The sequence below is a fragment of the Actinocatenispora rupis genome (assembly GCF_016861975.1).
Taxonomy (GTDB): domain Bacteria; phylum Actinomycetota; class Actinomycetes; order Mycobacteriales; family Micromonosporaceae; genus Actinocatenispora; species Actinocatenispora rupis.
This window is the reverse complement of the sequence record NZ_BOMB01000049.1, coordinates 20068-44361: the sequence shown is the minus strand read 5'-3', so window position 1 is coordinate 44361 and position 24294 is coordinate 20068. Positions and strand designations below refer to the sequence as shown.

Sequence of the window (24294 nt, the reverse complement as noted above, 5' to 3'; positions counted from 1 at the left end):
GCGCATGAGGATGCGTGCGGCGTTCGCCGGCCTGATCGCGGTGGTCCTGCTCGCCGGTGGACTGACGGGCTCGGTGCGGTACCGGCCGGGCGCGCCGCTGCTGCGCGGTGAGCCGCAGCCGGTCGGCGACGTACGCGGGGTCGGGACGGGCGCGGCCGACACCCGGTTCGGGTTGTCACTGCTGGCGGCGCTCACCGCCCGCGAGCACGGCAACGTGGTGCTCTCACCGGCCAGCGTGGCGGCCGGCCTGGGCATGGCGTACCAGGGGGCTCGGGGTGCGACGGCGACCGCGCTGGCCCATGGGCTGTGCCTGCCCGCGACCGGGAACGCGCTGCTCGCCGGGCTGCGCGACCGTACGGCGAGGCTGCGGGCGCTGCCGGAGGTGGCCGCCTCGGACACGGTGTGGGTGGACCCCAACGAGCGCACCGCCCCGGGTTACCTGGACCGGCTGGCCACCGGGTACGACGCGGGTGTGCGGCAGGTGCCGTTGCGCGACGACCCGGCGGGCAGCGCGGACACGGTCAACGAGACGGTGTCGGCGCAGACCCGCGGCGAGGTCCCGCACCTGGTGGACGCCGGTCAGCTGCGCGATCTCGGCTGGCTGCTCACCGATGCGGTGTACCTGAACGCGAAGTGGGCCACGCCGTTCGATCCGGACGACACCGCGACCGGCCCGTTCCACGCGCCGGGCGGCGAGGTCACCGCGCACTACCTCACCGCACGCACCTCCGTGGCGTACGCGCGGCGCGCCGGGTGGACCGCGGTGGCGCTGCCGTACCGGGGGAAGCGGGTGGAGATGGTGGCGCTGCTGCCGGACGGCGCCGCGACCGTACCGTCGGCGGCGACGCTCGGCGCGCTGTCGGCCGCGCTGACCCCGACCCGGATCGACCTGTCGCTGCCGAAGGTGGACCTGGACTACGCGACGGATCTGCGGGATCCGTTGCGGCGCCTGGGAATGGGCCCGGCGTTCGACGACGGTGCGGACTTCTCCGGGATCGCGCCGAACGCGGGGCCGATCGCGTTCGTGGCGCACCGGGCGACGCTGCACGTGGCGGAGAAGGGCACGGTGGCCGCGGCGGCGACCGCGGTCGGCATCACCGACACGGCGGCGCCGGTCGAGACGTTGCCGGTGCGGTTCGACCGGCCGTACTTGATGCTGGTGCGGGACACGCGTACCGGGGAGCCGTTGTTCCTGTCCCGGGTAACGAACCCGTCCCGCTGAGACCGTCCCGCGACGCGCCCGCGCGGCTGGCGGCGTGGGCTACGCGGGCCGGGTGCGGTCCGCGCCGACGGCCACGCCGACGATGGTGCAGGGCTCGGTGCCGTGGTTGCGCCAGGCGTGCCGGGTGCCGTGCTGGACGACGACGTCGCCGGCCCGCAGCACCGTGCGTACGCCGTCGTCGAGTTCCAGCGTGATCTCGCCGGCGACGACCATGACGTAGTCGATGCTGTCGGTGGTGTGCATGCCGGGGACGTCCGGGTCCATGGCGGCCATCGCTCCCGGCATCTGCCGCTCGATCTGGGCCGTGGCCGCGGCCGTGTCGAGGTCCGGCGGCGGGACCAGCTCGCCCGGCGGGATCGTGTTGACCATGAAGCGTGACCCGTCCGGCGGCGGGTACCACGCGGTGGCGGGGCGCGGCGCGCCGTCGTCGGGCAGTACGGGTCGCTCGTCGCGGCCCCACAACCGGTACGCCGCGCAGCCGGGCATCAGCTCGGACGTGATGGGCTCGACGCCCCGGTCGTCGACCACGCGGCCCCGGCCCGTGGAGTCGCATCCGGTGACCACCCGGCGAATCGGCGCGTGCTCCATCCCGTCTCCTTGATACGGTGGCGTATTGATACGCCACCGTATCCACGGTGCGGCAGGCAGGTCAATACGCCGGCGTACCCTGCTGTGCGTGCCTCACGAGTCGACCCGGCTGTCCGCCCGGGACTGGGCGCGGGCCGCGCTGACCGCGATCGCCGACGGCGGGCTCGCCGCGGTCGCGGTCGAACCGCTCGCGCGCACGCTCGGCGTCACCAAGGGCAGCTTCTACGCCCACTACCGCAACCGCGACGAGCTGATCGCCGCCGCACTGGCCGAGTGGCGTACCCACTGCGAGGACGGGCTGGCCGACTTCGCCGCGATCACCGACCCGGCCCGCCGGTTGCGCGAGCTGCTCACCACCGTCGTACGGTCCGTCCGGCCGCTGGTGCCCTCGGTACACCTGAGCCTGCTCGGCGACCGGAACGACCCGCGCGTCGCGGAGGCGGTCGGCCACGTCGACCAGGCGCGGCTGGACCTGCTGGCCACGACCTATCGCGAACTCGGCCTGCCGTCCGCGCGGGCGGCGGCGCGCGCCCGAGTCGCGTACGCGGCCATCCTCGGACTGTCGCACCTGGCACAGACCGACCCCGACGCGCCACGCTCCACCGTGCTCGCCAACGAGGCGGCCACCGTCTTCCTGCCACCCGTGCGGGCCAGCCGCCACGCATCCGTACCGAAGGAGTAGAGCAGGGCGGCGACCGCGGCCGGGATCGCGGGCAGCACCGCCACCAGCAACGCGACGGGTCGCACCAGACCCAGCGTGTGAACAGCCGCTCGTGACGCGGCCGGCTCGGGCGGCGAGGTACGGACCCGTCCCGCTGACCGCGCGAGGTGCCTCCAGCATCCGGCTCCTCGTGACATCGTGAGCCCGATGCTCCGCGCCACGCACGCCGGGAGCGCGCGGCCACCGGCCGGTGCCGGCGAGGACGACCGCTGGATCCCCGTCGTACCAGGCGAACGCCAGGGGTGATCGGACCGGCCGGACCGTCCACTGTGGACAGACCTGCCCCGGGGAGTCAGGACATGTCGGCGAGGAACCGCGGGATCAGCTCGATCACGCCGAACGCCGCGCCCTGCGCGTCCGCCACCATCGCGTACGTGCCGACGGCGGCGGGGGTGGGAGGGAGGGCGACGGCGCCGCCCAGCGACTCGGCCCGGCGTACCGTGTCGGCGCAGTCAGCGACCAGCAGCGTGGTCATCCAATGCGGCGGGAACGGCTCCGGCGCGGCCATTTCGCGGCCACCGGCCACGGGACGCCCGGCGGAGACCCACTCGTGGTAGAGGAACCCGTCGCCGTAGTCGATCGGGCGGCGCGTCCAGCCGAACACCGCCGCGTAGAACGGGTCGGCCGCGGCCAGGTCCGTGGTGACCAGGTCGGCCCACAGGACGGTGCCGAATTCGTTGACGACCTGCGCGCCGGCCAGCGTCCCCGGCTGCCGTACGCCGAAGCGCGCGCCGGACGGATCGGCGCACGCGGCGTAGCCGCCCCGCGGGTCGCTCCGCGCCTCGCCCGCGGTACCACCGGCCGAGGTCACGGCCGCCGCGGTCGCCGCCACGTCCTCGGTCGACACGTACGGCAGCCAGCGGGGCTCGCCGGCGCGTACGCCCGCCACCGCGAGCCCGTCGCGCCGGAACGTGCCGTCGTAGGCCGTCCAGCCGAACACGCCACCGTAGAACGCGGCGCCGCTCTCCGGATCCGGGCAGGTCAGTTCCGCCCAGCAGGGCACGCCGGGCGCGTATCCGCGTACTCGCACGTCTCGATCATGGCGGCCGGCGGACCGCGCGGCGGACCGGACAGGTACCGGTACGGTCACGAACGCGGCCGAACCGGACCGCCGGCCGGGTGCGGTGCCGCCGCGGTCACCGCCGGCACCGTCCCGGGTACGCGCCGCCGACCCCGGCGCAGGTCAGAGACGCGGGTCGACGGGTTCGGACTCGCAGGCGAGGATCGCGGCGACGACCTCGTGCACCCGGTACAGCGGGGCGCCGGCGGCGAGCCGGTCCAGCGCGGCCAGCCCGAGTACGTGCTCGCGCCAGGCGAGGGAACGCTTGCGGCCGAGCTTGCGGTCGCGCAGCCGGGCCAGCGTCGCCGGCTCGGTGTAGTCCGGCCCGTAGATGATCCGCAGGTACTCCCGGCCACGGCACTTGATGCCGGGCTGGCCCTGCCGGCCACCGTCCGGTGTGGACAGTCCGTGGTACGGCTTGACGACCATGCCCTCGCCGCCGGCGGCGGTGAGCGCGAGCCACCAGTCCGTGCCGGCACGTACCGAGTCGGGATCGGTGGTGTCGACGACGATCCGGCGGGTGCTCGCGATCAGCTCGGGGTCGGCGGCGGCGAGCCGGTCGGCGCGGTCGAGCTGCCAGCCGTGGTCGCGGCCGGCGTGGCTGGCGCCCTCGCTGGCGAGTACGGCGAAGGGCGCGAGGCGCAGCCCGGTCAGCCCGTCGGTGGGCCAGGAGTACCGCTGGTAGACCTCGGCGTACGCGGCGGCGGACGCGGCTCGGGCGGCGAGCCGGTCGCGGAGCGCGCCGAGGTCCAGCCCGCGCGCCACCGCGGCGTCCACTGTGGACAGCGCGGCGGGCAGCGCGGCACCCGCCGCGGCGGCGACCGGCGCGTACTCGTCGCGGATCAGCTGGCCCGCCTTCGCCGACCACGGCAGCAGTTCCGCGTCGAGCAGCAGCCACCGGGTGCTCAGCTCCTCGAACAGTCCGGCCGCGGCGGCGCGCACCCGGCGCAGCAGCGCCTCGCCGGTACCGTCGGTGAAGAAGGAGCGGCCGGTGCGGGTGTAGAGCGCGCCGGGGCCGGGCACCGGGAACGCGTCGTCGTCCCGGCCGACGAGCACGACCGCGCGCGAACCCATGTGCTTCTCCTCGCACACGACCCGGGTCACGCCCGCCTTCCGGTAGTCCTCGAACGCCTCCGTCGGATACTCCAGGTATCCGTCCACAGTGGACGTCGAGCACGGCGCCATGGTCGGCGGCAGCCACGGCAGCAGCCGCGGATCCACGGCGAACCGGCTCAGTACCTCCAGCGCGGCGGCGGACTCCTCGGCGCCGACGGTGACCGCGCCGTACCCGGTGTCGATGCGGCGGCGGCCCGTCACGTCCGCCACGTCGAGCAGGTCGTCCTCCCGCGGCGGCGGCGCGAGCGGCCGGACCGGCTCGTACCAGACCCGCTCGGCGGGGACGGACACGATCTCGCGCTCCGGGTACCGCAGGGCGGTGAGGCTGCCGCCGAACACGCAGCCGGTGTCGACGCAGAGCGTGTCGTTGAGCCATTCCGGCTCGGGCACCGGGGTGTGGCCGTACACCACGGTCGCGTCGCCGCGGTAGTCCGCCGCCCACGGGTAGCGCACGGGCAGCCCGTACTCGTCGGTCTCGCCGGTGGTCTCCCCGTACAGGCAGAACGAGCGGACCCGGGCCGACGAGCGCCCCTGGTACTCCTCCTTCAGGCCGGCGTGCGCCACGACCAGGCGCCCACCGTCCAGCACGTAGTGCGAGACGAGCCCGTCGCAGAACTCGTGGAACCCTTGTACCGCAACGGGATCCAGCTTCTCGAACTGGGCGAGCGTGGTCTCCAGCCCGTGCCGGACGGTGACGTCGCGGCCGGCGAGCTTGCGCGCCAGCTTCTGCTCGTGGTTGCCGCACACCGACAGCGCGGTGCCGGCGGCGACCATGCCCATCACCAGCCGCAGCACCCCCGGCGTGTCCGGCCCGCGGTCCACCAGGTCGCCCACGAACACCGCGGTACGCCCGGCCGGGTGCGACGCGCCCACCGCGGCGCCGTCCGCGTCGCGGTCGATCCGCCAGCCGAGCCCAGTCAGCAGCGACTCCAGCTCGGCCCGGCAGCCGTGCACGTCACCGACGATGTCGAACGGCCCGGTCAGCTCCCGCCGGTCGTTGTACTGCTTCTCGTACGTGACGACGGCGGCGTCGACCTCCTCCGGCGTGCTCAGCACGTACACCTTGCGGAAGCCCTCGCGGCGCAGGCCACGCAGCCCGCGGCGCAGCTCGTCCCGCTGCCGGCGCAGCACCCGCCGGCTCACGTGCCGGTCCGACCGCGCCTCGGTACGCTCCGCGCACACCTGCTCCGGCAGGTCCAGCACGATCGCCACCGGCAGTACGTCGTGCTCGCGGGCGACGCGGACCAGCTCGGCCCGCGCGTACCGCTGGGTGTTGGTGGCGTCGACGACGGTCAGCCGTCCGGCCCGCAGCCGCAGCCCGGCGACGTGGTGGAGGGCGTCGAACGCGGCGGCCGAGGCGGACTGGTCGTTCTCGTCGTCGGCGACCATCGCCCGGAACGCGTCCGAGGACAGCACCTGCGTCGGCCGGAAGTGCGTGCGCGCGAACGTCGACTTGCCCGAGCCGGACACGCCGACGAGCGCCACCAGCGCCAGGTCCGGTACCGCGATCTCCGTCATGCCGCCACCCCCTCGACGCGGGTGAACAGCGCGAGCTGGGTCGGCGCCCCGACCTCCGGGTCCTCGTCGCCGACCGGCCGGAACACCACCGTGTACCCGTACGACTCGGCGACCCGCGTCGCCCAGTCCGCGAACTCGGCGCGGGTCCACTCGAACCGGTGGTCGGTGTGCCGCATCGTGCCCGCGGCCAGCGCCGGATAGCGCACGTTGTACTCCACGTTCGGGGTGGTGACGACGACGGCGCCGGGCCTGGCGGAGCCGAACACGGCGCGCGCCAGCGCCGGCAGCCGCGACTCGTCGACGTGCTCGACGACCTCCATCAGGACCGCCGCGTCGTACCCGGTGAGCCGGGCGTCCGCGTACGTGAGGGCGGTCTGCCGCAACGTGATCCGGGCCCGCTGCCGGTCCGCGAGCCGCTCCAGCCGCCGCTCGGCCGCCGCCAGCGCCGACGCCGACACGTCCGCCCCCACCACCTCCGTGTACCGCGGGTCGGCGGCCAGCGCGCCCAGCAGTACGCCGGAGCCGCAGCCGAGGTCCAGCACCCGGCTCGCCCCGGTGTCCGCCAGCGCGGCGAGCACCGCGTCGCGCCGCCGCTCTCCCAGTCGTACCACCGGATCCGGGGTGTCGGCCGGTGGAGCGTCGAGCTGGTCGCCGGCGGGCCGGTCGGGATCCAGCAGGTCGGGATCGTCGTCCAGCAGCCGGTTCGCCGTACGGGTGAACGCGCGCTGGTGCGCCAGGTACCGGTCGGTGATGAGCGCGCGGTCCGGATGCGTGGCGAGCCAACCGGTCCCGGCCCGGATCAGCTTGTCGACCTCGTCCGGGCCGACCCAGTAGTGCTTGCCGCCGTCGAGTACGGGCAGCAGCACGTACAGGTGGTTGAGGGCGTCGGCGAGGCGGTGGGTGCCGCGCAGGGTGACCGTGCCGTACCGCGAGTCGCCCCAGGACTCGGGCGCCAGCGGCACCGGGCGCACCGTCACGTCCCAGCCCAGCGGGCCGAACAGCCGCTCCACCAACGGATGTCCGGGCAGCGCCGGTACGCCGATCTCCAGCGGGATCGCCGTCGCGGCCAGCTCCGGACGGTCCTTGCTGACGCCGCGCAGCGCGGACGAGTACGCCTTGGCGAGGGCGACGGCGAGCAGCGAGGTCGCCGCGTACGGCCGATCGTTGACGTACCGGCCGAGGGCGAAGTGGTCGCCGCCGCGCAGGCCGGCGAGCTTCTCCGGCGCCACCTCCAGCAGCAGCGCCGCCGTGCACCGATGCTCCTCCGCCGCCGGGAAGAACACGTGCGCGGTGCCGACCGAGGTGGTCACGGTGTGCACCCGGTCCGGATGCTTGACCAGCAGGTACCCCAGGTCGGTGGCGGGTGCGTGCGTCGTGGTGATCGTGAGTAGCACCCGATCATCGTGCCAGCCGCCGTCACCCGCCCGGAACCGGTTAACCGCGCCGCGGGTGACGGGCGGGCGCCGACGCTCAGGTACGGTCCGCGACGCGGGCCCGCAGTTCGGCGATCAGCTCGGCCCGGTCCAGGTCGCGTCGCGCGCCGTCCCGGGTCCGTACCGCGGCACCGCCCGACGCGCACTCCCGCTCCCCCACCACCACCTGGTACGGCACGCGCCGCTCCCGGGCCCGGCGTACGCGGGCGCCGAGGGTGTCCTCCGGTCCGGCCAGCTCGGCGCGGATCCCGTTGTCCCGCAACGACTCCAGCAGCTTCCCGGCGGACGGCAGGTGGGCCGCGGCGACCGGCAGGACGACCGCCTGCACCGGGGACAGCCAGGTCGGCAGGGCACCGTCGTGCTTCTCCAGGAGGTACGCGACGATCCGCTCCATCGCGCCCACCACGCCGCGGTGGATCATGACGGGACGGTGCCGCGCGCCGTCGTGCCCGACGTACGAGAGGTCGAAGCGGACGGGCTGGTTGAAGTCGAGCTGCACGGTCGACAGGGTCTCCTCCCGCCCGGACGGGTCGACCACCTGCACGTCGATCTTCGGCCCGTAGAACGCGGCCTCCCCCGGCGCCTCCCGGTACGACAGTCCACAGTGGACCAACGCGTCCGCGAGCTGCGCCTCGGCCTGCCGCCACAGCTCGTCACCGCCGAGGTACCGGCCCTCGGCCGACCGCCGCGACAGCCGGAAGTACGCCACGTCGACGCCGAGGATCCCGTACACCCGGACGATCGAGCGCAGCGCCCGCACGATCTCGTCGCGCACCTGCTCCGGCGCGCAGAACACGTGGGTGTCGTCGAGGTTGATCTGGCGTACCCGGGACAGGCCGGTGAGCACGCCGGACAGCTCGCTGCGGAACATGCTGCCCAGCTCGTTCACCCGGTACGGCAGGTCGCGGACGCTGCGCTGGCGCGCGGCGTACACGAGGGCGTGGTGCGGGCAGTTCGCCGGGCGCAGCACGTAGTCCTCGCCGCCGACCCGCATCGCGGGAAACATGTCGTCGGCGAACTTCTCCCAGTGCCCGGACCGTTCGTACAGCTCGCGTTTGGCCAGGACCGGGGTGTAGGTGGGGTGACAGCCGTCGCGTTCGGCGGTCTCCGCGGCGAGGCGTTCGAGTTCGGCGCGGATCACGGCACCGTCCGGCAGCCACAGGGGCAGGCCGGGCCCGGCGAGCGGGTCGGTGTCGAACAGGTCGAGGGCGCGACCGAGCTGGCGGTGGTCGGACATGGCGGGTCTCCGTTCCGGCACCGGGCGACCCGGACACGAGACAGGCCCCGGGTCTGCTGCCCGGGGCCTGTCGTGTCGATGCGGGTGAACTCAGGTCACCGCGACGGACGCCGGGATGCTCGGCGTCGTCGTCGTGCAGCGGTGTCCTGCGCTCATGCCGACGACCATAACCCCGACCCCGGTGTACGTCCAGCGCCTTGCCGGCGTGCCGTCACGCCGGGCGCAACGTCGGTACGGCGGCGCGGATCGTGGTGTCGAGATCGGTCAGGTGCCGCAGGACCACGCGGGTGTCCGGGTCCACCGTCGCCGGCAGGCACACCGTCGTACGCTCCGGCGGCGCGGTCGTCGCGTCCGGCAGCAGCGCCCGGATCGTGCCCGACACCTCGCCGGTGAACCGGACGAGCGCGGCGTCCGCGGGCAGCGCGGCCGGCTCGGCGTGTGCCGCAACCGCCCGCGCGTGGTACCCGCACCGGTCCAGCAGCGAGACCAGGTGCCGGGTGTCCGAACGCCGGGCCCGGCGCGGGGTTGCCCGGTGCAGCAACGGTTCCGCGGTCCGGTGCACCGCGTCGAGCGCGGCGTCAAGGTCGCGGGCGGCGTCGACGAGGTCGACGAGTTCGCCGTTGGCGAGGCAGTCGGCGGTCGCGTCGACGAAGCCGGCGAGCTGGTCCAGAAAGTCCGCCGTCGCCGTACGCAACGCGGTCCGGGTACTGGTCGGCAGGACGAGCAGGGCGGCGAGCGCGCCGGCCGCGGCGCCGATGGCGGTCTCCTCCAGCCGGAGTACCAGGAGGGTGGGGGTGAACGTGCCGAGCAGGCTGTACAGCAGGCCGAGCATGACGGTGATGAAGAAGACCATCGAGCTGTACGAGATCGGCATCAGGTAGAAGCCGGCGAAGATGCACACGAACAGCAGCACCACGACCAGCGGCAGGTGGCCGGTGACGAGGATGGCCACCAGCGTCCCGGTGACGATGCCGACGAGCGTGCCGACCACCCGGCGGAACCCCTTCATCAGGGTCTCCCCGGCCGAACTGGTCCCGGCGAACACGACGAACGCGGCGATGACCGCCCAGTACCAGCGTTGCGGGGACAGCAGTTCGCCGGCGAGGATGGCGAGCGCGCAGGCGAGCGTGGCCTGGATCGCCTGCCGCGTACTGGGAAGCAGCCTGCCGGCGAGCCCGCTCACCGGCGGCGGCGCGGGCCGGGGAGACGGATCCTCGTCCTGCTCGTCGGGCGCGTCACCGGTGGCGGACGGGGCGGGATCCTCGTGCGCGCGGGCGATCGTGGTGGCGAGATCGGCCGCGGACCACAGGATCGCGTGCAGCGCGGGCGGGGCGTCCGCGGTCGGCTCGGCCGCCCACTCCGGTACGGCGAAGCGCGGCGCGTTCGGCCGGCGGTCGGCGCGGACCAGGGCCACCAGCGGGGTCAGCCGGCCGAGTACCCAGCGTCTGTCCACTATGGACAGCTCGGGATCGGCGGCCAGCGCACGCGCCTCCGCGGCCAGCCGTTCCGCGGCCAGTTCGGCGGTCAGCACCCGCCGCTGGTGCGTCCCCGCGTACGGCGGGGCGAGCGGGCTGTCCAGCTCCGCCTCCACCATCAGCGCGCTCTCGTGCATGCGCGCCACCCGGCGCCGCAACCGGTCCGCCCGCCGCGGATCCGGCTCGTCGAGCAGATCCACCACGCCGTCCAGCACCTGCGCGAGACGGGCCTGGAACCCGCGCCGGACCCGCCCGTACGTGTGGGTGGAGCGGGGTCGCAGCAGCCCCAGCCGCACCAGCGCGCAGCACACCAGGCCGATCGCCACCGCGAGGACGAGCATCGGCAGCTGCGCCACCGTCGCGTGCACGAACGACGCGAAGAAGAACATCATGAACGCCGGGAAACCCAGCGGGAAGCCGTAGTCCGGGATCCGGCGGATGTACACCGCCACGAAGATGACGACCAGGAACACCAGGTCCGCAACGATCCGGTACGGGGACAGCAGCGCACTGACCGTCAACGACACGACCGCCGGAACGATCGTCAACGCCACCACCGCCGCCTGCTTGCGCGGGGTCGGCAGTACCGGACCGGACGAGGCGATCATCGCGATGCTCGCCCCCAGCAGCACCGCGGTCGGCGCGAACCCGGTCAGCGCCAGCACCGTCGCGGCCAGCGCCACGCTGGCGAGTACGCCGAGGGCGAGGCGGAGGCGGGCGAGACCCGGGTCCGACGCGACGATCCGGTCGTACCCGGCGGCGACGAGGTCGGTCCAGCGCTGCGCGCGGGGTGAACCGGTGGCCGACACGACGACCATCGTCGCCGCACCCCGTCCCCGGTACGCGATCGGTACCGCGGAAAGTGAACGCGGTCATGGTGCGCACACGCGGCAAAGCCGTCAACCGTACCGTTTCCCGGGCCTACCGGTATCCGCCCGGGCGTCCCGTCTGCGGCCCCCTGCACGGCTGTGGGAGTGGCCTGCCCCACGCCGTACGCGTCCGGGCTTTGCCACGGCGGTGCCCCCGTGCTTAACGTCGGCCGGTCCGCGTACCGCGGGCGCCACCGGCCGGAACGCCGAGTCCATGCCGCCGGCACGGTGGACCCCCTGATCGACCCACGGCATGGAGCGGGGGACCCAGGTTCCTCGGTGCCGGCTCTGGCCGGCGCCTCGGGGTGAAGCCGCGGATCCGCGCGGCCGGGCCAGCACCCTCGGCCCGAACCCGACAGCTCACCTCGCAGGCGAACGAGGGAGACAGCATGGCGAAGCACCGTGCCCCGTCACGCCCGAGCCGGCTCGGCCGGCGGGTCGCCGTCACCGCCGTCGCGGCCGGCGCCGTCACCGCGGTACCGCTGTTCGGGATGACCGGGACCGCCGCCGCGGCGGGTACCAACTGGGACGCCATCGCCCAGTGCGAGTCCGGCGGCAACTGGGCCATCAACACCGGAAACGGCTACTACGGCGGGCTGCAGTTCAGCCAGAGCACGTGGAGCGGCTACGGCGGCCAGCAGTACGCGGCGCGCGCCGACCAGGCCAGCCGTACCGAGCAGATCGCGATCGCCGAGAAGGTCAAGGCCGGCCAGGGCATCGGCGCGTGGCCGGTCTGCGGCGCGCACGCCGGCGACGGCGGCGGCAACTACAGCAGCAGCAACACCGGCGGCTCCGGCTCGTCGTCGACCGGTTCCGGCGGCGGCTCGTCGACCGGGTCGTCGACCGGGTCGAAGGCCGGCAGCCCGAAGTCGGGCCCGAAGTACACCGTGCGCAGCGGCGACACGCTGTCCCGGATCGCGGCCGACCACAAGGTCTCCGGCGGCTGGCACCAGCTCGCGAAGACCAACGCGTCGACCCTGCACGGCAACCCGAACCTGATCTTCCCCGGCCAGGTGCTCGTCCTGGCCTGACCGACCCTGCTCCGTACGCGCCGGCCCGCCGCCGGCAGCGTGGAGCAGAGTGCGACGCCCGGGTACTCCCCCGGCCCGTGGCGCGCACCGTGCGCGGACGTCCCCCCGACGCGCACGCTCGATCGGCGGCCGGCAGCGCGTGTCACGCCTGCCGGCCGCCGACGTACGTCAGGCCGGACGCTGCTTGCCGAGGTATCCGACGGCGCCGTCGATCGACTCCCGGATGATGTCGCCGTGCCCGGCGTGCCGCGCCAGCTCCTCCAGCTCGTGCAGCACCAGCCACCGCACCGTGTACGCGCCTTCGTTCGGCATCCACCGCCGCACCGACTCCGGCAGCGGCACCTCCCGGTCCAGGTCGTCCTCCGCCGCCAACACCTTCTCGGTACGCGCGGCCACGGTGTCCCAGCGCGCCAGCAGCGCGGCCAACGTCTCGTCGTCGCCGACCCGCCACCCGGACTGCCAGCGCGCGACCGGGTCGTCCGCCGGCGGGTCGCCCGCGATCCGGCCGGTCATCGTCTCCTCGCCGTCGATCGCGTGCTTCACCAGGACGGCCAGGCACATCGAACTCGCCGACGGCACCGCGCGTACCTGCTGCTCGTCCAGCCCGTCCACGATCGACCGGAACGCGGCGCGCTGACCCGCCAGGAACATCCGCAGTACTTCGTTCTCGCCCATGGGTCCGAGCGTGCCACCACCTGCGGCCAGCCCGTGACCGCATCGGCCTCACTGCTGGTTGATGCGCGTCAGATACGCGTTGTACGCGGCCAGCTCGGCGTCCCCGTCCCGGTCCGCGGCACGGTCGGCGCGGCGGGCCCGGCGGTCCTCGTCCCGCACCCACTGGTAGAACAGGGCGCCGAGCACCAGCAGGGTCGGCGCCTCGCTGAACGCCCAGGCGATCGCGCCACCGGTGTGCTGGTCGGTCAGCGGCCGGATCCCCCAGAACAGCGGCGGATGCGCGAACGTGTGGGTGATCAGCGTCGCCGACTGCATCACCGCGATCCCGAAGAACGCGTGGAACGGCATGGCGATGAACAGCTCGACCATCCGGAACACGTGCGGCGGCCGGTGCGGCGCCGGGTCGGTACCCATGATCGGCCAGAAGAACGCCAGCCCGACGAGCAGGAAGTGCACCAGCATCCAGTGGTGGCCCCACCAGTTGCTCATCGCGGCGTCGAACAGGGGCGTGAAGTAGAGCCCGTAGAGGCTGGCGATGAACAGCGGCAGGGTGACCAGCGGCGAGGTGAGCACCCGCGCCACCCGCGAGCGCAGCACCGCGACCAGGATCTCCCGCGCGCCACGGCGACCGCGCGGCGCCGGCCGCAACGCCCGCAGCGCCAGCGTGATCGGCGCCGCCATCAGCAACAGGATCGGCGAGAACATGCTCAGCACCATGTGCTGCGTCATGTGCACGCTGAACAGCGCCATCCCGTACGACCCGAGGCCGGTGCAGGTGACCGCGAGGATGGTGACCAACCCGGCCAGCCAGACGACCGTACGCAGCACCGGCCAGTGGTCGCCGCGCCGCCGCAGCCGGGCCACCCCGTACAGGTAGACGACGGCGGCGAGAACGCAGCAGACCAGGAAGAACCAGTCGACCGACGGGGCGAGCAGCCGGGCGAACGTGGGCGCCTCCATCGGCCCCATGTGTCCCATTCCCGGCATGACCCTCACCCCCGGCCACTCACGGTACGCGCGGCGCCGCCCCGCCAGGACGGCAGGTGGTCACCGGTGCCGGCGGTGCGGCTTGTGCTTCTTGTGCGGGCTGCCGGTGTGTCCGGCGATCTTCGCCGACGGGCGGCCGAAGTTGCGCACCCGCATCCCGGACGACGCCCGGCGGATGGTGTTGCCGACCGCCCAGTCCACCTTGTCCGCGTACGCGTCGCCGACGAGGTGCTGCGGCGTGTCCGGGTCGGCGGCGATCGCGGCCGCCGCGTAGTCCGGGGTGAAGCCGGCGAACGTGGCGGTCGCGGTGTTGTCCGTCGTACCGGTCTTGCCGGCGAACGGCCGCCCCACCGCGGAACCGAACCCGTTCGGCGCGGTACCGCCGTTGCACTTCCGGTAGTAGCCCTGCTGGCCGACCGGGCAGCGCGCCGCGTCCGTCGCCGCCCGCGCCACGTCGGCGCTGATCACCCGCCTGCACGACCCGGTACGCACCGGCACCGCCTTCCCGTACCGGTCGGAGACGGACAACACGCTGCGGGGCGTGCAGTACTTCCCTTCCGCCGCAACGGTCGCGTACGCGTTGGCCAGGTCGAGCGGGGTGGTCGCGGCAACCCCGAGGGTGAACGCGCCCCACTGGTGCGCGCCGTACCGGGCCAGGTCGGCGTCGTTCTGCGCGCGGAACCTGATGCCGAGCCGCTCCGCCATCCGGACCACCTTCTCGGCGCCGATGGTCTGCTCCAGCCACGCGAAGTACGTGTTGACGGAGCGGCCGAAGCCGTCCCACATGGTGCGGTTGCCGTCCATCCACGACGGGTTGGCGTTGCGTGGGCACCAGTAGCCGCCGCAGCTCGCCGCGCCGGACACCGGGTACCGCGTCTTGAACCGGGCCGGCGCGTGGAAGTTCGTGGCCAGCTTCTTCCCGTCCTGCAACGCCGCCAGCATCGTGAACATCTTGAACGTCGAACCGGCCTGGTACCCGACGATGTCGCCGCCGCCGGAGATGAGCGGGTTGGTGGTGTTCGGGTAGTTGCCGCGCTGGCCGTGGTGCAGCGTGGACGGCCCGTTGTGCGAGGTGTCGAGGCTGTAGTTGCGGTTGGTCGCCATCGCCAGCACCTTCCCGGTACCGGGCTGGACCACCGCCATGTTGATCGCGTACGGGTTGTGCGTGGAGACGCGGCTGGTCACCTCGTGCTGCGCGATCGCCTGCACCTTCGGCGACAGCGTCGTGACCACCTTGTACCCGCCGCGGTTGAGCAGGTTCATCCGCTCCGCGCTGGACGTGCCGAACTGCTTCTGCCCCAGCCACCAGGTGAGGAAGTAGTCGCAGAAGAAACCCCAGTCGCGGTGCCGCGCGGGCACGTCGACGCAGCCGTTCGGCACGGTGGTGGGGTGCAGCCGGACCTCCTGCTTCTTCGCCGCCGCGGCGTCCGCCGCCGAGACGTAGTGCAGGGCCACCATCCGGTCCAGTACGTAGTTGCGGCGGTCGGTCGCCGGCCGCGGGTCCGACCGGGTCGGGTCGTACGCGCTGGGCTCCTTGACCAGCCCGGCCAGCAACGCCGCCTGGGCCAGCGTCAGCTTCCGCGGCGGGACCGAGAAGTACCGCTCGCTCGCCGCGTACACCCCGTACGCCTGGTTGCCGAAGGCGGCGATGTTCAGGTACCGGCGGAGGATCTCGTCCTTGCCCATCTTCTGTTCGAGCGCCAGCGCGTACCGCATCTCGCGCATCTTGCGGTCGGCGGTCTGCGCGGTCGCGGCGAGCCGTTCGCTGGGCGTCGCGGCGGACTCGACCAGCACGTTCCGCACGTACTGCATGGTCAGCGTGGAGGCGCCCTGCTGCACGTCGCCAGCGGTGTTGTTGGCGACCAGCGAGCGCAGCACGCCGCGCACGTCGACGCCCTTGTGCTCGTAGAACCGGTTGTCCTCGGCGGCGACGATCGCGTGCCGCATCACGGTGGGGATCTCGTCGAGGGTGACGTCGCGCCGGTTCTCCTCGTAGAACGAGGTGATCACGGTCCTGCCGTCGGCCGCGTAGAGGTACGAGTTCTGCGGGGAGGGCGGGATCGTGAGCTTCGTCGGCAGGTCCTCGAACGAGTCCGAGCCCACCTTCGCCGCGTACCCGGTGGTGCCGACGGCGGGAAAGGCGACGGCGGCGCACACGACGCCCGCCAGGACACTGGCGAGCACGAGGTACGCGAGGTTGATCAGCGGATGCCGATCGCGGTCGGGGTGGGCCACCCGGCGAGGCTACCCCGAACCGGACCGGAGGCCCGCAACCGGCAAGTACCGGGTAATCACCCCACTGCGGATAGTGATAATCGCCGTTTCCCCTGTGCGGACGGTGATATGCCGAAACGCCCCCCTCGCCGGTAACGCGGGTGATAGGTCTTTTGTCGTCAGCCCAGCACCGCGACACCCGCTGGGTCCGACGGGGGGAGGATGCCGTGCGGCGCGGTACGGGGCGACAACGCTTCAGGTGGGCGGGAATCACGGTCCTGACCCTCGTTGCGACGACGGGTCTCGCCGGCACCGCCGGCTGGGGCGCGCCCGGCACCAGAGCCGTCGAGTACGCGGGGCTGGCGTTGCGGGTGCCCGAGTCGTGGCCGGTGATCGACCTGGCCGAGCAGCCCGACACGTGTGCCCGCGTCGACCGGCACGCCATCTACCTCGGTACGCCCGGCGAACGGGCGAGCTGCCCGCCGCGCGTCACCGGCCGCACCGAGACGATCAGCCTCCGACCGCTGACCGGCACGGTCCCACCCGGTACGACGGTCGTCCCGCACGGGACACCGGAGGCGGCGCCGGCGTCCACCGACCACGGGGGGCGGTGGGCGCTGGAGGCCGCCGGGGTACTGCTGAGCACCACGTACGGGACGGATCCGGCGCAACTGTCGGCGATCCTGGCCACGGCGAGGATCACCGCGGGCGCCACCCCGCGGCGCGCCGTACGGCCGGAGGCGGCGGAGGCGGCGACCACGATGGTGCCGGGCACGCACCGCGGCTGGGGCTTCGACGCCTGCCAGGCACCCACCTCGGCCACCATGGACAAATGGCGCAGCGGGTCCGACTACCGGGCGGTCGGCGTGTACATCGGCGGCGGTGACCTCGGCTGCCCCGACCAGCCCAACCTCGGCCCGTCCTGGGTGAGCCGGCAGACCGGCCGCGGCTGGCACGTCTTCCCCATCTACGTCGGCCGCCAGGCACCCTGCTCGAACGAACCGTTCAAGATCACCGCCAGCAAGGCCGCCAGCCAGGGCACCGCCGACGCCGCCGACGCCGCCGCCAAGGCCGGCCAGTACGGGATGGCGCACGGCTCGATCGTCGTCAACGACATGGAGTGGTACCCGCGCGGCGGTTCCTGCTCCACCGCGGTCCTCACGTACCTGTCGGCGTGGACGAAGGGGCTGCACGCGCACGACTACCGCTCCGGCGTGTACTCCAGCCGCGCCGCGGCCATCGACGACCTGGTCGCCGCGCGCCCGTCCGGCCGGTACACGATGCCCGGCACGATCGACTTCGCGCAGTGGGACCACAAGGCGACCGTCAGCGACCCCGACATCCCGGCGACGTACTGGGCCAGCCACCACCGCATGAAGCAGTACTCCGGCGCGCACGACGAGAAGTACGGCGGGGTGACGATCAACATCGACAGCTCGTGGATCGACGTCGCGTAGAAGGTCGGTCCGGGCCGCGGGTACGCTGACCACCATGCGACGGTTCCTGTCGCCCCGGTGGCTTGCGCTGCACGCGCTCATGGTGCTCGCGTTCTGCGGGTGCCTGGGCATGTGCTGGTGGCAGCTCACCCGGGCCCAGGGGGGCAACACGCTGAGCTGGGGCTACACGTTCGAGTGGCCGGTGTTCGGGGTGTTCGCCGTCGCGTTCTGGGGCAAGCTCATCCGGGACGAGCGCCGGCGTACCGAGCCGGAGCAGCCGACGCGGCTCTCCGCGCCCGTGCTCGCCGGCGCCCGCCCGCCCGCCGAACCGGAGCGCATCCGCCGGGTCGAGCGCGCGGCACCCGTCGAGGACACCCGCGACGACCCCGAGCTGGCCGCCTACAACGACTACCTCACCTGGCAGAACGCCAACCCGCACCGCAGCCGCCGGGACTACCCGGGCCGACCGACGACGTACGAGGGATCCTGACACGTGGACGCTGGAGTGGCCGGGGCGCTGACCCGGTACCGGATCATCGCGATCGTCGTGAGCATCGGGCTCGTCGTACTGTTCGGCATCGGCGTGCCGCTCAACCACCTCGCGCACGTCTCGATCGTCTCCGCGATCGTCGGCCCGCTGCACGGCTTCCTGTACATGGTGTTCCTGGTGCTGACGTTCGACCTGGCGCGCCGGCTCGACTGGCCGTACGGGCGGATGATCCTCGTCATGCTGTGCGGCACGATCCCGATCGTGTCGTTCGTCGCCGAGCACCGTACGACCAAGCTGGTACGGGCCGAGCTGGCCCGGCGGGCCGGGTCCGAGCAGGCGGTTCGGGCGTAGCATCCGGCCCGGGCCACGTCCCGGCGCGGCCCCACCGGCGAGCCCGTTGCTCCGCGCGGTGAGCCAGGGTCCGCGGCGCGGCGAGCCCGTTGCACCGCACGGCGAGCCCGTTCCGCCGCGCTGCGGGTCCGTTGCCGCGAGTTCGTGCGGGCGGTGTGGCACGCCGGTGAGTCCGTTTCCGCGAGCGCAGCGTCGCGCCGCACCACCGTCCGAGACACGCCGTGCGCCGCCCCCGCGCCGCCGGCGGCACCGAGGAGCCCCCGTTGCCACGCGTCGACATGCCGCTCACCGACCTCGTCGGGTACCTGCCGGAGCGGGAGGAACCCGCCGACTTCGCCGAGTTCTGGGCGGAGACCCTCGCCGAGGCGCGCAGCCACGACGAGGCGCCGACCTGCACTCCGTACGATGCGGGGCTCACCCTCGTCGACGTGTACGACGTCCGCTTCCCCGGGTACGGCGGGCACCCCGTCGCCGGCTGGCTGCTCGTACCGGCCGGGGCGGACGGGCCGCTGCCGTGCGTCGTCGGGTACCTGGGCAACGGTGGCGGGCGGGGCTTCCCGTTCGAGTGGCTGACCTGGGCGAACGCCGGGTACGTGCACCTGCTCATGGACACCCGCGGGCAGGGCGGCAAGCTGCAGCCGGGCGCCACCGGCGACCCGGTCGGATCCTCCGGCCCGGTCACGCCGGGGACCATCACGCGCGGCATCCTCGACCCGCACGACTACTACTACCGCCGGGTGTACACGGATGCGGTGCGGGCGGTCGACGCGGCCCGCGCGCATCCCGCCGTCGACCCGGCGCGGGTCGTCGTCGCCGGCGGCAGCCAGGGCGGGTCGCTGGCGCTCGCCGCCGCCGGACTCTGCGACGGGCTTGCCGGCGCCGTCGTCGACGTACCGTCGCTGTGTCACTTCCGGCGGGCGCTGGACGTCGTCGAAGGCAACGCGTACCAGGAGATCTGGATGTTCCTGCGGACGCACCGGGACCGGGTCGAGGACGTGTTCCGCACACTGTCCTATGTGGACGGTCTGAACTTCGCGGCGCGCGCCACCGCGCCCGCGCTCTTCTCCGTCGGCCTCATGGACGTCACCTGCCCGCCCTCCACCGTCTACGCCGCCTACAACCACTACGCCGGCGACAAGAACATCAACGTCTACCCGTACAACCAGCACGAGGGCGGGGGCGGGTACCAGACGCTCGAAGCCTTGCGCTTCGTGCGGTCGGTGCTGAAGCTCTGACCGTTCTGCGGTCCGCGCTTCTTTCCTTGTACGCCAGCGTGCCTTTGCGGCTCGCTGGCGTACTGGTGTGACTCCAGCGGAGCGCGTTCACTGGTGTCTTGTGCGACTCCAATGGTGCGCGTTCGCGTCGTCCTTGTGGTGCATCTTTCCCCGGTGCTGAGCGCCCCTGCCGGGGCATGGGGGTGCGAGAGAGGACCCTGTCCTCTCTCGCGCTCTCTCCTGCCACAGGGGGCGAAGCCCCCTTTGGAAACCCCCTGAAGTAGGCAGATGCTTTCGCGTTCGCCTCTCGACACCGACCCAAGTCCTTGTGCGACAACCGGACTCGGCTTCATTCACCGGCGTACTGCTACCCCAAAAAGTAGGCGACCACTTGACCAGCCGCGGTCACCGGTGTTCGCGGGTGATGCTCGTTGCCCGCCCTCCCGCTACCCGGGTGATGGTGGCGCCCTTCGGCGCCCAGGCGGCGCACCCGGTGCATTCCCGTGCGGCGGAACGGATTCCGGCAGTGGCGCCGGGTCGGTGGAACGGTGCGCCGGCCATCAAGCCAGCGCCAGGCGGCGACATCCTTTATATAGCTTGATTTTTGCAGTAACGGTGATGTGAGGGGACGGGAGCGAGGCGAGTCCCGTTTGGTTGCTGGCAAGCCGGGACGAGGCGCCGTGTGCGTCAGCACACAAGTCTCGGTCCGGCGCCGCCAGCAGCCAAACGGGGCCGCCGCAGCGTCACGGCAAAGCCAAAGGAAGGGTGGTGGTTGTGGCGGGGGCGTGGGTGCCGTCGAGGCGGTAGAGGGGGAGGTGGAGGGCGCGGGCGGGGGTGTCGGGGGTGAGGCGGGTCTGGGCGGGTGGGGTGGCGATGCGGAGGAGGAGGCGGAGGTCGGGGGTGGTGGAGGTGTCGGGGCGGGTGAGGGTGAGTGAGGTGGTGGTGAAGGCGGCGGTGCCGGGGGTGGCGGCGGTGAGGAGTTCGCGGGGTGAGACGCGGGTACTGGGCCGGTAGGTGGACTGCCGGCCGGTGCCGATTTCCTGGTGGCGCCAGCGTTCGACGACGCGGGCCGGGGTGTCGGGGGTGGCGCCGAGGGCGACGGTGAGGTCGTCGCGGAGGTCGGGCGCGTCGAGGACGGTGGCGTCGATGCCGGCTTCGGCGAGGTCGCGGGCGAGGCCGAGGGCGCAGTTGGCGGTGGCGCTGAGCGCTCCTTGTACGCCGCCGCCGCGTGCTTCGACGGCGGCCGGGCAGGCGGTGGGCGAGAACCGTACGGCGAGCCAGGTGGTGCGTACGGGGTCGCTGTCGGGGACGGGCACGGTCCAGGTGACGAGTTGGACGGCGGCGGGCGGCAGGTCGGCCCGGTCGTACGTCTTGCGTAGCGGGTCGAGGAGCGCCAGCGGGTCGGTGCCGTGGCCGACGCGCAGCACGGCGGACCACCAGCGCCCGTCGCCGGCGACGCCGGTACGGTTGCCGGCCCGGTCGGCGACGGTGTGCACGCGCAGGCCGGGGAGTACGGCGTCGAGGGGGTCGCCGGCGGGCGCGGGTGGCGTACGGCGGGCGCGGAACGCGATCGCGGTGCCGGCCCACTGGTAGAGCCAGCGGCCGCGCCAGGGCAGGGCGGTGAGGCCGACGGCGACGAGTCCGGCGCCACCGACGACCATGCCCTGCCAGCGGGTCGGGTCGGTGAGCACGGTGGCGACGACGGCGAGCTGCCACACGGCGACCTGGCCGGGGCGTACCGGGAAGCGTCGGCGATGGCGCACGGTGGTGGCTGCCGGCTTCGTGCGCGTGGAGGTGTGGACCACTGGGAAACCGCCCTGTCGGTATTTCTACGGTGCCGGGGTGTCGGCGGGCCCGCTTATAGTGCACCGCGTACCGGTCGGCCGTCGAGATCTCCCGGGTGTGCGATGTGGACACAACGTGATCAGGTGCAGGCGTACCAGTTCCTGCGCCGGAGGCTGGTGTCCGCGCTCGTTTCGGGGGATGCCAACCATCCGGTGTCGCCGAGCCGGCGGCTGATCCTGGGCACCGTACTGGGGTTGGCCGGCGCGCTGTTGGTGACGGCCGGTTTCGGCATCTACGGGCTGGTCCGGCCGGGCGCGAGCAGCGACTGGCGCAAGACCGGCCAGGTGGTGGTGAACAAGGACACCGGCGCGAGTTACGTGTTCGCCTCGGACGGCCGCCTGCACCCGATGCTGAACTACGCGTCGGCCCGGCTGTTGGCCGGTGGCAACGGTTCGGCGACCGCGTCGGTGTCGGCGAAGTCGCTGGCGGCGGCGCCGCGGGGGGCCGAGCTGGGCATCGCCGGGGCGCCGGAAGCGTTGCCGGGCAAGGGATCCCTGCTGACCGGCCCGTGGACGGTGTGCTCGCAGCGGCCGTCCGGCGGCCCGGCGGACTCGGCGCCGACGACCACCGCCATGGTCGGCGCGCGTCCCTCGGGCAGGCCGTTGGGTGACGCGGACGGCCTGGTGGTGCGCGATCCGGGCCGCCAGCTCTACCTGTTGGCCCAGGGCCGCCGCTTCCGTACGACGCGGACGTCCGCGGTGGCGCTCGGCTTCGGTGATCCGGTCGCGGTGCCGTGGTCGTTCGTCGACGCGGTGCCGCTCGGCCCCGACCTCGACGTCCCCGCCCTGTCGTACGGGTCGGCCGGGCCGACGGTCGGGGGCGAGCGGACGCTGGTCGGCGAGGTGCTGAGCACCGGCGCGATCGGTTCCCGCGCCCCGCGGTACTACGTGGTCGAGGGCGCGCGGCGGGTGCGACCGGTGACCGAGTTCGTGGCGACACTGCTGGTCACGTCGAAGGAGGCCAAGCTGGCGTACCGGGACGGGGTGCCGAAGCCGCATCCGGTCGCGGCGGCCGACCTGGCCGACAGCGTACGGGGCAGCCTGGACGACGAGGGTTTCCCGGACCGGGCGCTGCGGCCGCTGACCGGCGGGGCCGAGGTGGCGTTGTGCGCGACCGGCGCGACGGGCACGCCGACCACGCTGATGCTCGCCGCGTCCTCCGTACCGGCGGGCGCGAAGCCGGTGCCGACGACCGGCGGCGACGACCGTACGGCCGACGCGGTGTACGTGCCGCCGGGCCGCGCCGCGCTGGTCCGCGCCGGTACGGTGTACCTGATCACCGACCAGGGCCGACGGTTCCCGATCGCGGACGACGCGGCGCTCAAGGCACTGGGATACGGGGCGACCCGCCCGCTGTCCCTGCGTACCACGACGCTCGCACTGTTTCCGACCGGTCCGACGCTGTCGACGACGGCGGCGGCAGCGGTGGCGTAGGGGGAGGCATGGACACGGCCGTGGCGCAGATCGTGGTGTGCGTGATCGAGGACCATCCGCTGTACCGGGCGGCGCTGGTGCGCGCGCTCGCCGACGCGCCCGACGTGACGGTCGGCGTGACGGCCGGTTCGGTCGAGGAGTTCGCGGCGTACCGGATGGAGCCGGGTGGGGTGGTCATCCTCGACCTGCGGCTGCCCGGGGTGAAGGACTCGGCGGCGGTCGTCGACGTGGTCGGCCGCGGGCACCAGGTGCTCGTGGTGTCCGCGCACGGCAGCCAGGAGGACGTGCTCGCCGCGATGGCCGCCGGCGCCCGCGGGTACCTGACGAAGAACTCGGACGCCGACGAGATCCTGCGCGCGGTCCGCGAGGTCGCCGCCGGCAACAGCTACGTGTCGCCCACGCTCGCGTCGTTCCTGCTCGACTCCTCCCGCGAGCGGTACGCGGGGGCCCGGTTGCAACTGTCCGACCGGGAGCGCGAGGTACTCGGACTGGTCGCCGCGGGCGAGCGGGACCAGGACATCGCCGACGCGCTGTCGATCAGCGTCCGCACGGTCCGGTCGCACCTGGACCGGATCCGCGAGAAGACCGGCGCCCGCCGCCGCGCCGAGCTGACCGGCGAGGCGTTCCGGCGCGGCATCGTTCCCAAACCTGCCGTCCGGCAGCCGGGACAGCCACCCCGCGGATAATGTCCGGCTGCGGCGGTAGGGTGACGGAATGACCACTGCCGACCAGACGCGCCCGCTGATGGACGCCACCTCGGTGCTCGACCTGGAAGCGTTCCAGGAGATGCTCAACGATCCGCGCGTCGAGTCCGCGGCAGCCCTCGCCAGCACCCTGCCGCCGTACATGGCGTTGCTGCTGGTCCGGGACGGCGCCCAGTCCGGCGCCCGTTTCCTCCTCGACCGCGACGTGACCACCGCCGGCCGGCACCCCGACGGCGACATCTTCCTCGACGACGTCACCGTCTCCCGCCGGCACGCCGAGTTCCACCGCGACGGCACCACGTTCCTCGTCAAGGACCTCGGCAGCCTCAACGGCACCCACCTCAACTCCGAACGCGTCCAGTCCGGCGTCCTCACCAACGGCGACGAGATCCGCATCGGCAAGTTCCGCCTCCTCTTCATCACCAACCCCTGACCCCCGCCCGGCACCCGAGGCGCCGCAGGCGCCGAAGGGCGCCACCATCACGTGGGTAGCGGGAGGGCGGGACAACGAGCATCACCCGCGAACACCGGTGACCGCGGCTGGTCAAGAGGTCGCCTACTTCTCGGGGTAGCAGCACGCCGGTGAATGAAGCCAACTCCGGTTGGCGCACAAGGACTTGGGTCGGCAACGAGAGGCGAACGCGAAAGCATCTGCCTACTTCAGGGGGTTTCCAA

General features: G+C 73.2%; 20 protein-coding genes and 1 riboswitch. Of the genes, 10 read left to right on the top strand and 10 right to left on the bottom strand.

The features are described 5' to 3' along the window. The first annotated feature begins 4 nt into the window (after positions 1-4). Positions 5-1222: a serpin family protein gene (locus Aru02nite_RS33700; protein WP_203664390.1), complete on the top strand. Its 1218-nt coding sequence runs from the start codon at positions 5-7 to the stop codon at positions 1220-1222. Between the two features lie 39 nt (positions 1223-1261). Here the strand turns inward: Aru02nite_RS33700 and Aru02nite_RS33695 are convergent, their stop codons facing one another. Beyond that, positions 1262-1810, bottom strand: coding sequence for a cupin domain-containing protein (locus Aru02nite_RS33695; RefSeq protein ID WP_203664389.1), 549 nt, complete (start codon positions 1808-1810; stop codon positions 1262-1264). A gap of 88 nt (positions 1811-1898) precedes the next feature. Here Aru02nite_RS33695 and Aru02nite_RS33690 point away from each other — a divergent pair, with 88 nt between their 5' ends. Beyond that, complete coding sequence (locus tag Aru02nite_RS33690; RefSeq protein ID WP_203664388.1) at positions 1899-2492, top strand: TetR/AcrR family transcriptional regulator; 594 nt, start codon at positions 1899-1901, stop codon at positions 2490-2492. Between the two features lie 331 nt (positions 2493-2823). Here the strand turns inward: Aru02nite_RS33690 and Aru02nite_RS33685 are convergent, their stop codons facing one another. From Aru02nite_RS33685 to Aru02nite_RS33665, 5 genes are all read right to left on the bottom strand, one after another. Further along, complete coding sequence (locus tag Aru02nite_RS33685) at positions 2824-3561, bottom strand: VOC family protein (protein ID WP_203664387.1); 738 nt, start codon at positions 3559-3561, stop codon at positions 2824-2826. A 153-nt stretch (positions 3562-3714) separates the two neighbouring features. Further along, positions 3715-6225, bottom strand: a complete 2511-nt coding sequence (locus Aru02nite_RS33680; RefSeq protein ID WP_203664386.1) for a polynucleotide kinase-phosphatase — start codon at positions 6223-6225, stop codon at positions 3715-3717. Further along, positions 6222-7619 carry a 3' terminal RNA ribose 2'-O-methyltransferase Hen1 gene (locus Aru02nite_RS33675; protein ID WP_203664385.1) on the bottom strand — a complete coding sequence of 466 codons (1398 nt, stop codon included), beginning with the start codon at positions 7617-7619 and terminating at the stop codon, positions 6222-6224. The genes Aru02nite_RS33680 and Aru02nite_RS33675 overlap by 4 nt, the downstream gene beginning before the upstream one ends. Before the next feature lie 76 nt (positions 7620-7695). Beyond that, on the bottom strand, positions 7696-8895 hold the full coding sequence (gene thrS / locus Aru02nite_RS33670; protein WP_203664384.1) for a threonine--tRNA ligase: 1200 nt from the start codon (positions 8893-8895) through the stop codon (positions 7696-7698). 211 nt (positions 8896-9106) lie between these two features. After that, positions 9107-11188 (bottom strand): FUSC family protein, encoded by a 2082-nt coding sequence (locus Aru02nite_RS33665; protein ID WP_203664382.1) that lies wholly within the window; start codon positions 11186-11188, stop codon positions 9107-9109. A gap of 275 nt (positions 11189-11463) precedes the next feature. Beyond that, positions 11464-11628: riboswitch (cyclic di-AMP (ydaO/yuaA leader) on the top strand. Here Aru02nite_RS33665 and Aru02nite_RS33660 point away from each other — a divergent pair. Beyond that, positions 11629-12270, top strand: a complete 642-nt coding sequence (locus tag Aru02nite_RS33660; RefSeq protein WP_203664381.1) for a LysM peptidoglycan-binding domain-containing protein — start codon at positions 11629-11631, stop codon at positions 12268-12270. A gap of 168 nt (positions 12271-12438) precedes the next feature. Here the strand turns inward: Aru02nite_RS33660 and Aru02nite_RS33655 are convergent, their stop codons facing one another. From Aru02nite_RS33655 to Aru02nite_RS33645, 3 genes are read right to left on the bottom strand one after another with little or no spacing between them, the layout of a single operon-like run. After that, positions 12439-12945, bottom strand: a complete 507-nt coding sequence (locus tag Aru02nite_RS33655; RefSeq protein WP_203664379.1) for a DinB family protein — start codon at positions 12943-12945, stop codon at positions 12439-12441. Positions 12946-12993: 48 nt separating this feature from the next. After that, positions 12994-13932 carry a cytochrome c oxidase assembly protein gene (locus tag Aru02nite_RS33650; RefSeq protein ID WP_203664377.1) on the bottom strand — a complete coding sequence of 313 codons (939 nt, stop codon included), beginning with the start codon at positions 13930-13932 and terminating at the stop codon, positions 12994-12996. A 60-nt stretch (positions 13933-13992) separates the two neighbouring features. Continuing rightward, a complete protein-coding gene (locus Aru02nite_RS33645) occupies positions 13993-16167 on the bottom strand; it encodes a transglycosylase domain-containing protein (protein WP_203664375.1) in 2175 nt (724 codons plus the stop codon). A gap of 206 nt (positions 16168-16373) precedes the next feature. On the opposite strand from Aru02nite_RS33645, the gene Aru02nite_RS33640 reads away from it, so the two are divergent. The 4 genes from Aru02nite_RS33640 (at position 16374) to Aru02nite_RS33625 (ending at position 19658) form a co-directional block, all read left to right on the top strand. Continuing rightward, the gene (locus tag Aru02nite_RS33640) at positions 16374-17603 is read left to right on the top strand and encodes a DUF1906 domain-containing protein (protein ID WP_203664373.1); all 1230 of its coding nucleotides are present in this window, start codon (positions 16374-16376) and stop codon (positions 17601-17603) included. A 34-nt stretch (positions 17604-17637) separates the two neighbouring features. Further along, the gene (locus Aru02nite_RS33635) at positions 17638-18072 is read left to right on the top strand and encodes a hypothetical protein (RefSeq protein ID WP_203664372.1); all 435 of its coding nucleotides are present in this window, start codon (positions 17638-17640) and stop codon (positions 18070-18072) included. A gap of 15 nt (positions 18073-18087) precedes the next feature. Next, the gene (locus Aru02nite_RS33630; protein WP_203664450.1) at positions 18088-18423 is read left to right on the top strand and encodes a DUF3817 domain-containing protein; all 336 of its coding nucleotides are present in this window, start codon (positions 18088-18090) and stop codon (positions 18421-18423) included. Between the two features lie 263 nt (positions 18424-18686). Further along, positions 18687-19658, top strand: a complete 972-nt coding sequence (locus Aru02nite_RS33625; RefSeq protein WP_239077118.1) for an acetylxylan esterase — start codon at positions 18687-18689, stop codon at positions 19656-19658. Positions 19659-20380: 722 nt separating this feature from the next. Here Aru02nite_RS33625 and eccE read toward each other — a convergent pair. Further along, positions 20381-21400 carry a type VII secretion protein EccE gene (gene eccE / locus Aru02nite_RS33620; RefSeq protein ID WP_203664371.1) on the bottom strand — a complete coding sequence of 340 codons (1020 nt, stop codon included), beginning with the start codon at positions 21398-21400 and terminating at the stop codon, positions 20381-20383. Between eccE and eccB the strand changes: the two genes are divergently transcribed. The 3 genes from eccB to Aru02nite_RS33605 are packed head-to-tail and all read left to right on the top strand — an operon-like array spanning position 21392 to position 24052. Further along, positions 21392-22915, top strand: coding sequence for a type VII secretion protein EccB (gene eccB, locus Aru02nite_RS33615; protein WP_308446292.1), 1524 nt, complete (start codon positions 21392-21394; stop codon positions 22913-22915). The genes eccE and eccB overlap by 9 nt on opposite strands. 8 nt (positions 22916-22923) lie before the next feature. After that, the gene (locus tag Aru02nite_RS33610; protein WP_203664369.1) at positions 22924-23601 is read left to right on the top strand and encodes a response regulator; all 678 of its coding nucleotides are present in this window, start codon (positions 22924-22926) and stop codon (positions 23599-23601) included. A gap of 28 nt (positions 23602-23629) precedes the next feature. Next, complete coding sequence (locus Aru02nite_RS33605) at positions 23630-24052, top strand: FHA domain-containing protein (RefSeq protein ID WP_203664368.1); 423 nt, start codon at positions 23630-23632, stop codon at positions 24050-24052. Positions 24053-24294 lie beyond the last annotated feature (242 nt).

Coding starts and splice junctions, on each gene's coding strand:
- Aru02nite_RS33700 (WP_203664390.1), top strand. CDS start 5: ATGAGGATGCGTGCGGCGTTCGCCGGCCTGATCGCGGTGGTCCTGCTC.
- Aru02nite_RS33695 (WP_203664389.1), bottom strand. CDS start 1,810: ATGGAGCACGCGCCGATTCGCCGGGTGGTCACCGGATGCGACTCCACG.
- Aru02nite_RS33680 (WP_203664386.1), bottom strand. CDS start 6,225: ATGACGGAGATCGCGGTACCGGACCTGGCGCTGGTGGCGCTCGTCGGC.
- thrS (WP_203664384.1), bottom strand. CDS start 8,895: ATGTCCGACCACCGCCAGCTCGGTCGCGCCCTCGACCTGTTCGACACC.
- Aru02nite_RS33665 (WP_203664382.1), bottom strand. CDS start 11,188: ATGGTCGTCGTGTCGGCCACCGGTTCACCCCGCGCGCAGCGCTGGACC.
- Aru02nite_RS33660 (WP_203664381.1), top strand. CDS start 11,629: ATGGCGAAGCACCGTGCCCCGTCACGCCCGAGCCGGCTCGGCCGGCGG.
- Aru02nite_RS33655 (WP_203664379.1), bottom strand. CDS start 12,945: ATGGGCGAGAACGAAGTACTGCGGATGTTCCTGGCGGGTCAGCGCGCC.
- Aru02nite_RS33650 (WP_203664377.1), bottom strand. CDS start 13,932: ATGCCGGGAATGGGACACATGGGGCCGATGGAGGCGCCCACGTTCGCC.
- Aru02nite_RS33635 (WP_203664372.1), top strand. CDS start 17,638: ATGCGACGGTTCCTGTCGCCCCGGTGGCTTGCGCTGCACGCGCTCATG.
- eccB (WP_308446292.1), top strand. CDS start 21,392: ATGGCGCACGGTGGTGGCTGCCGGCTTCGTGCGCGTGGAGGTGTGGAC.
- Aru02nite_RS33610 (WP_203664369.1), top strand. CDS start 22,924: ATGGACACGGCCGTGGCGCAGATCGTGGTGTGCGTGATCGAGGACCAT.
- Aru02nite_RS33605 (WP_203664368.1), top strand. CDS start 23,630: ATGACCACTGCCGACCAGACGCGCCCGCTGATGGACGCCACCTCGGTG.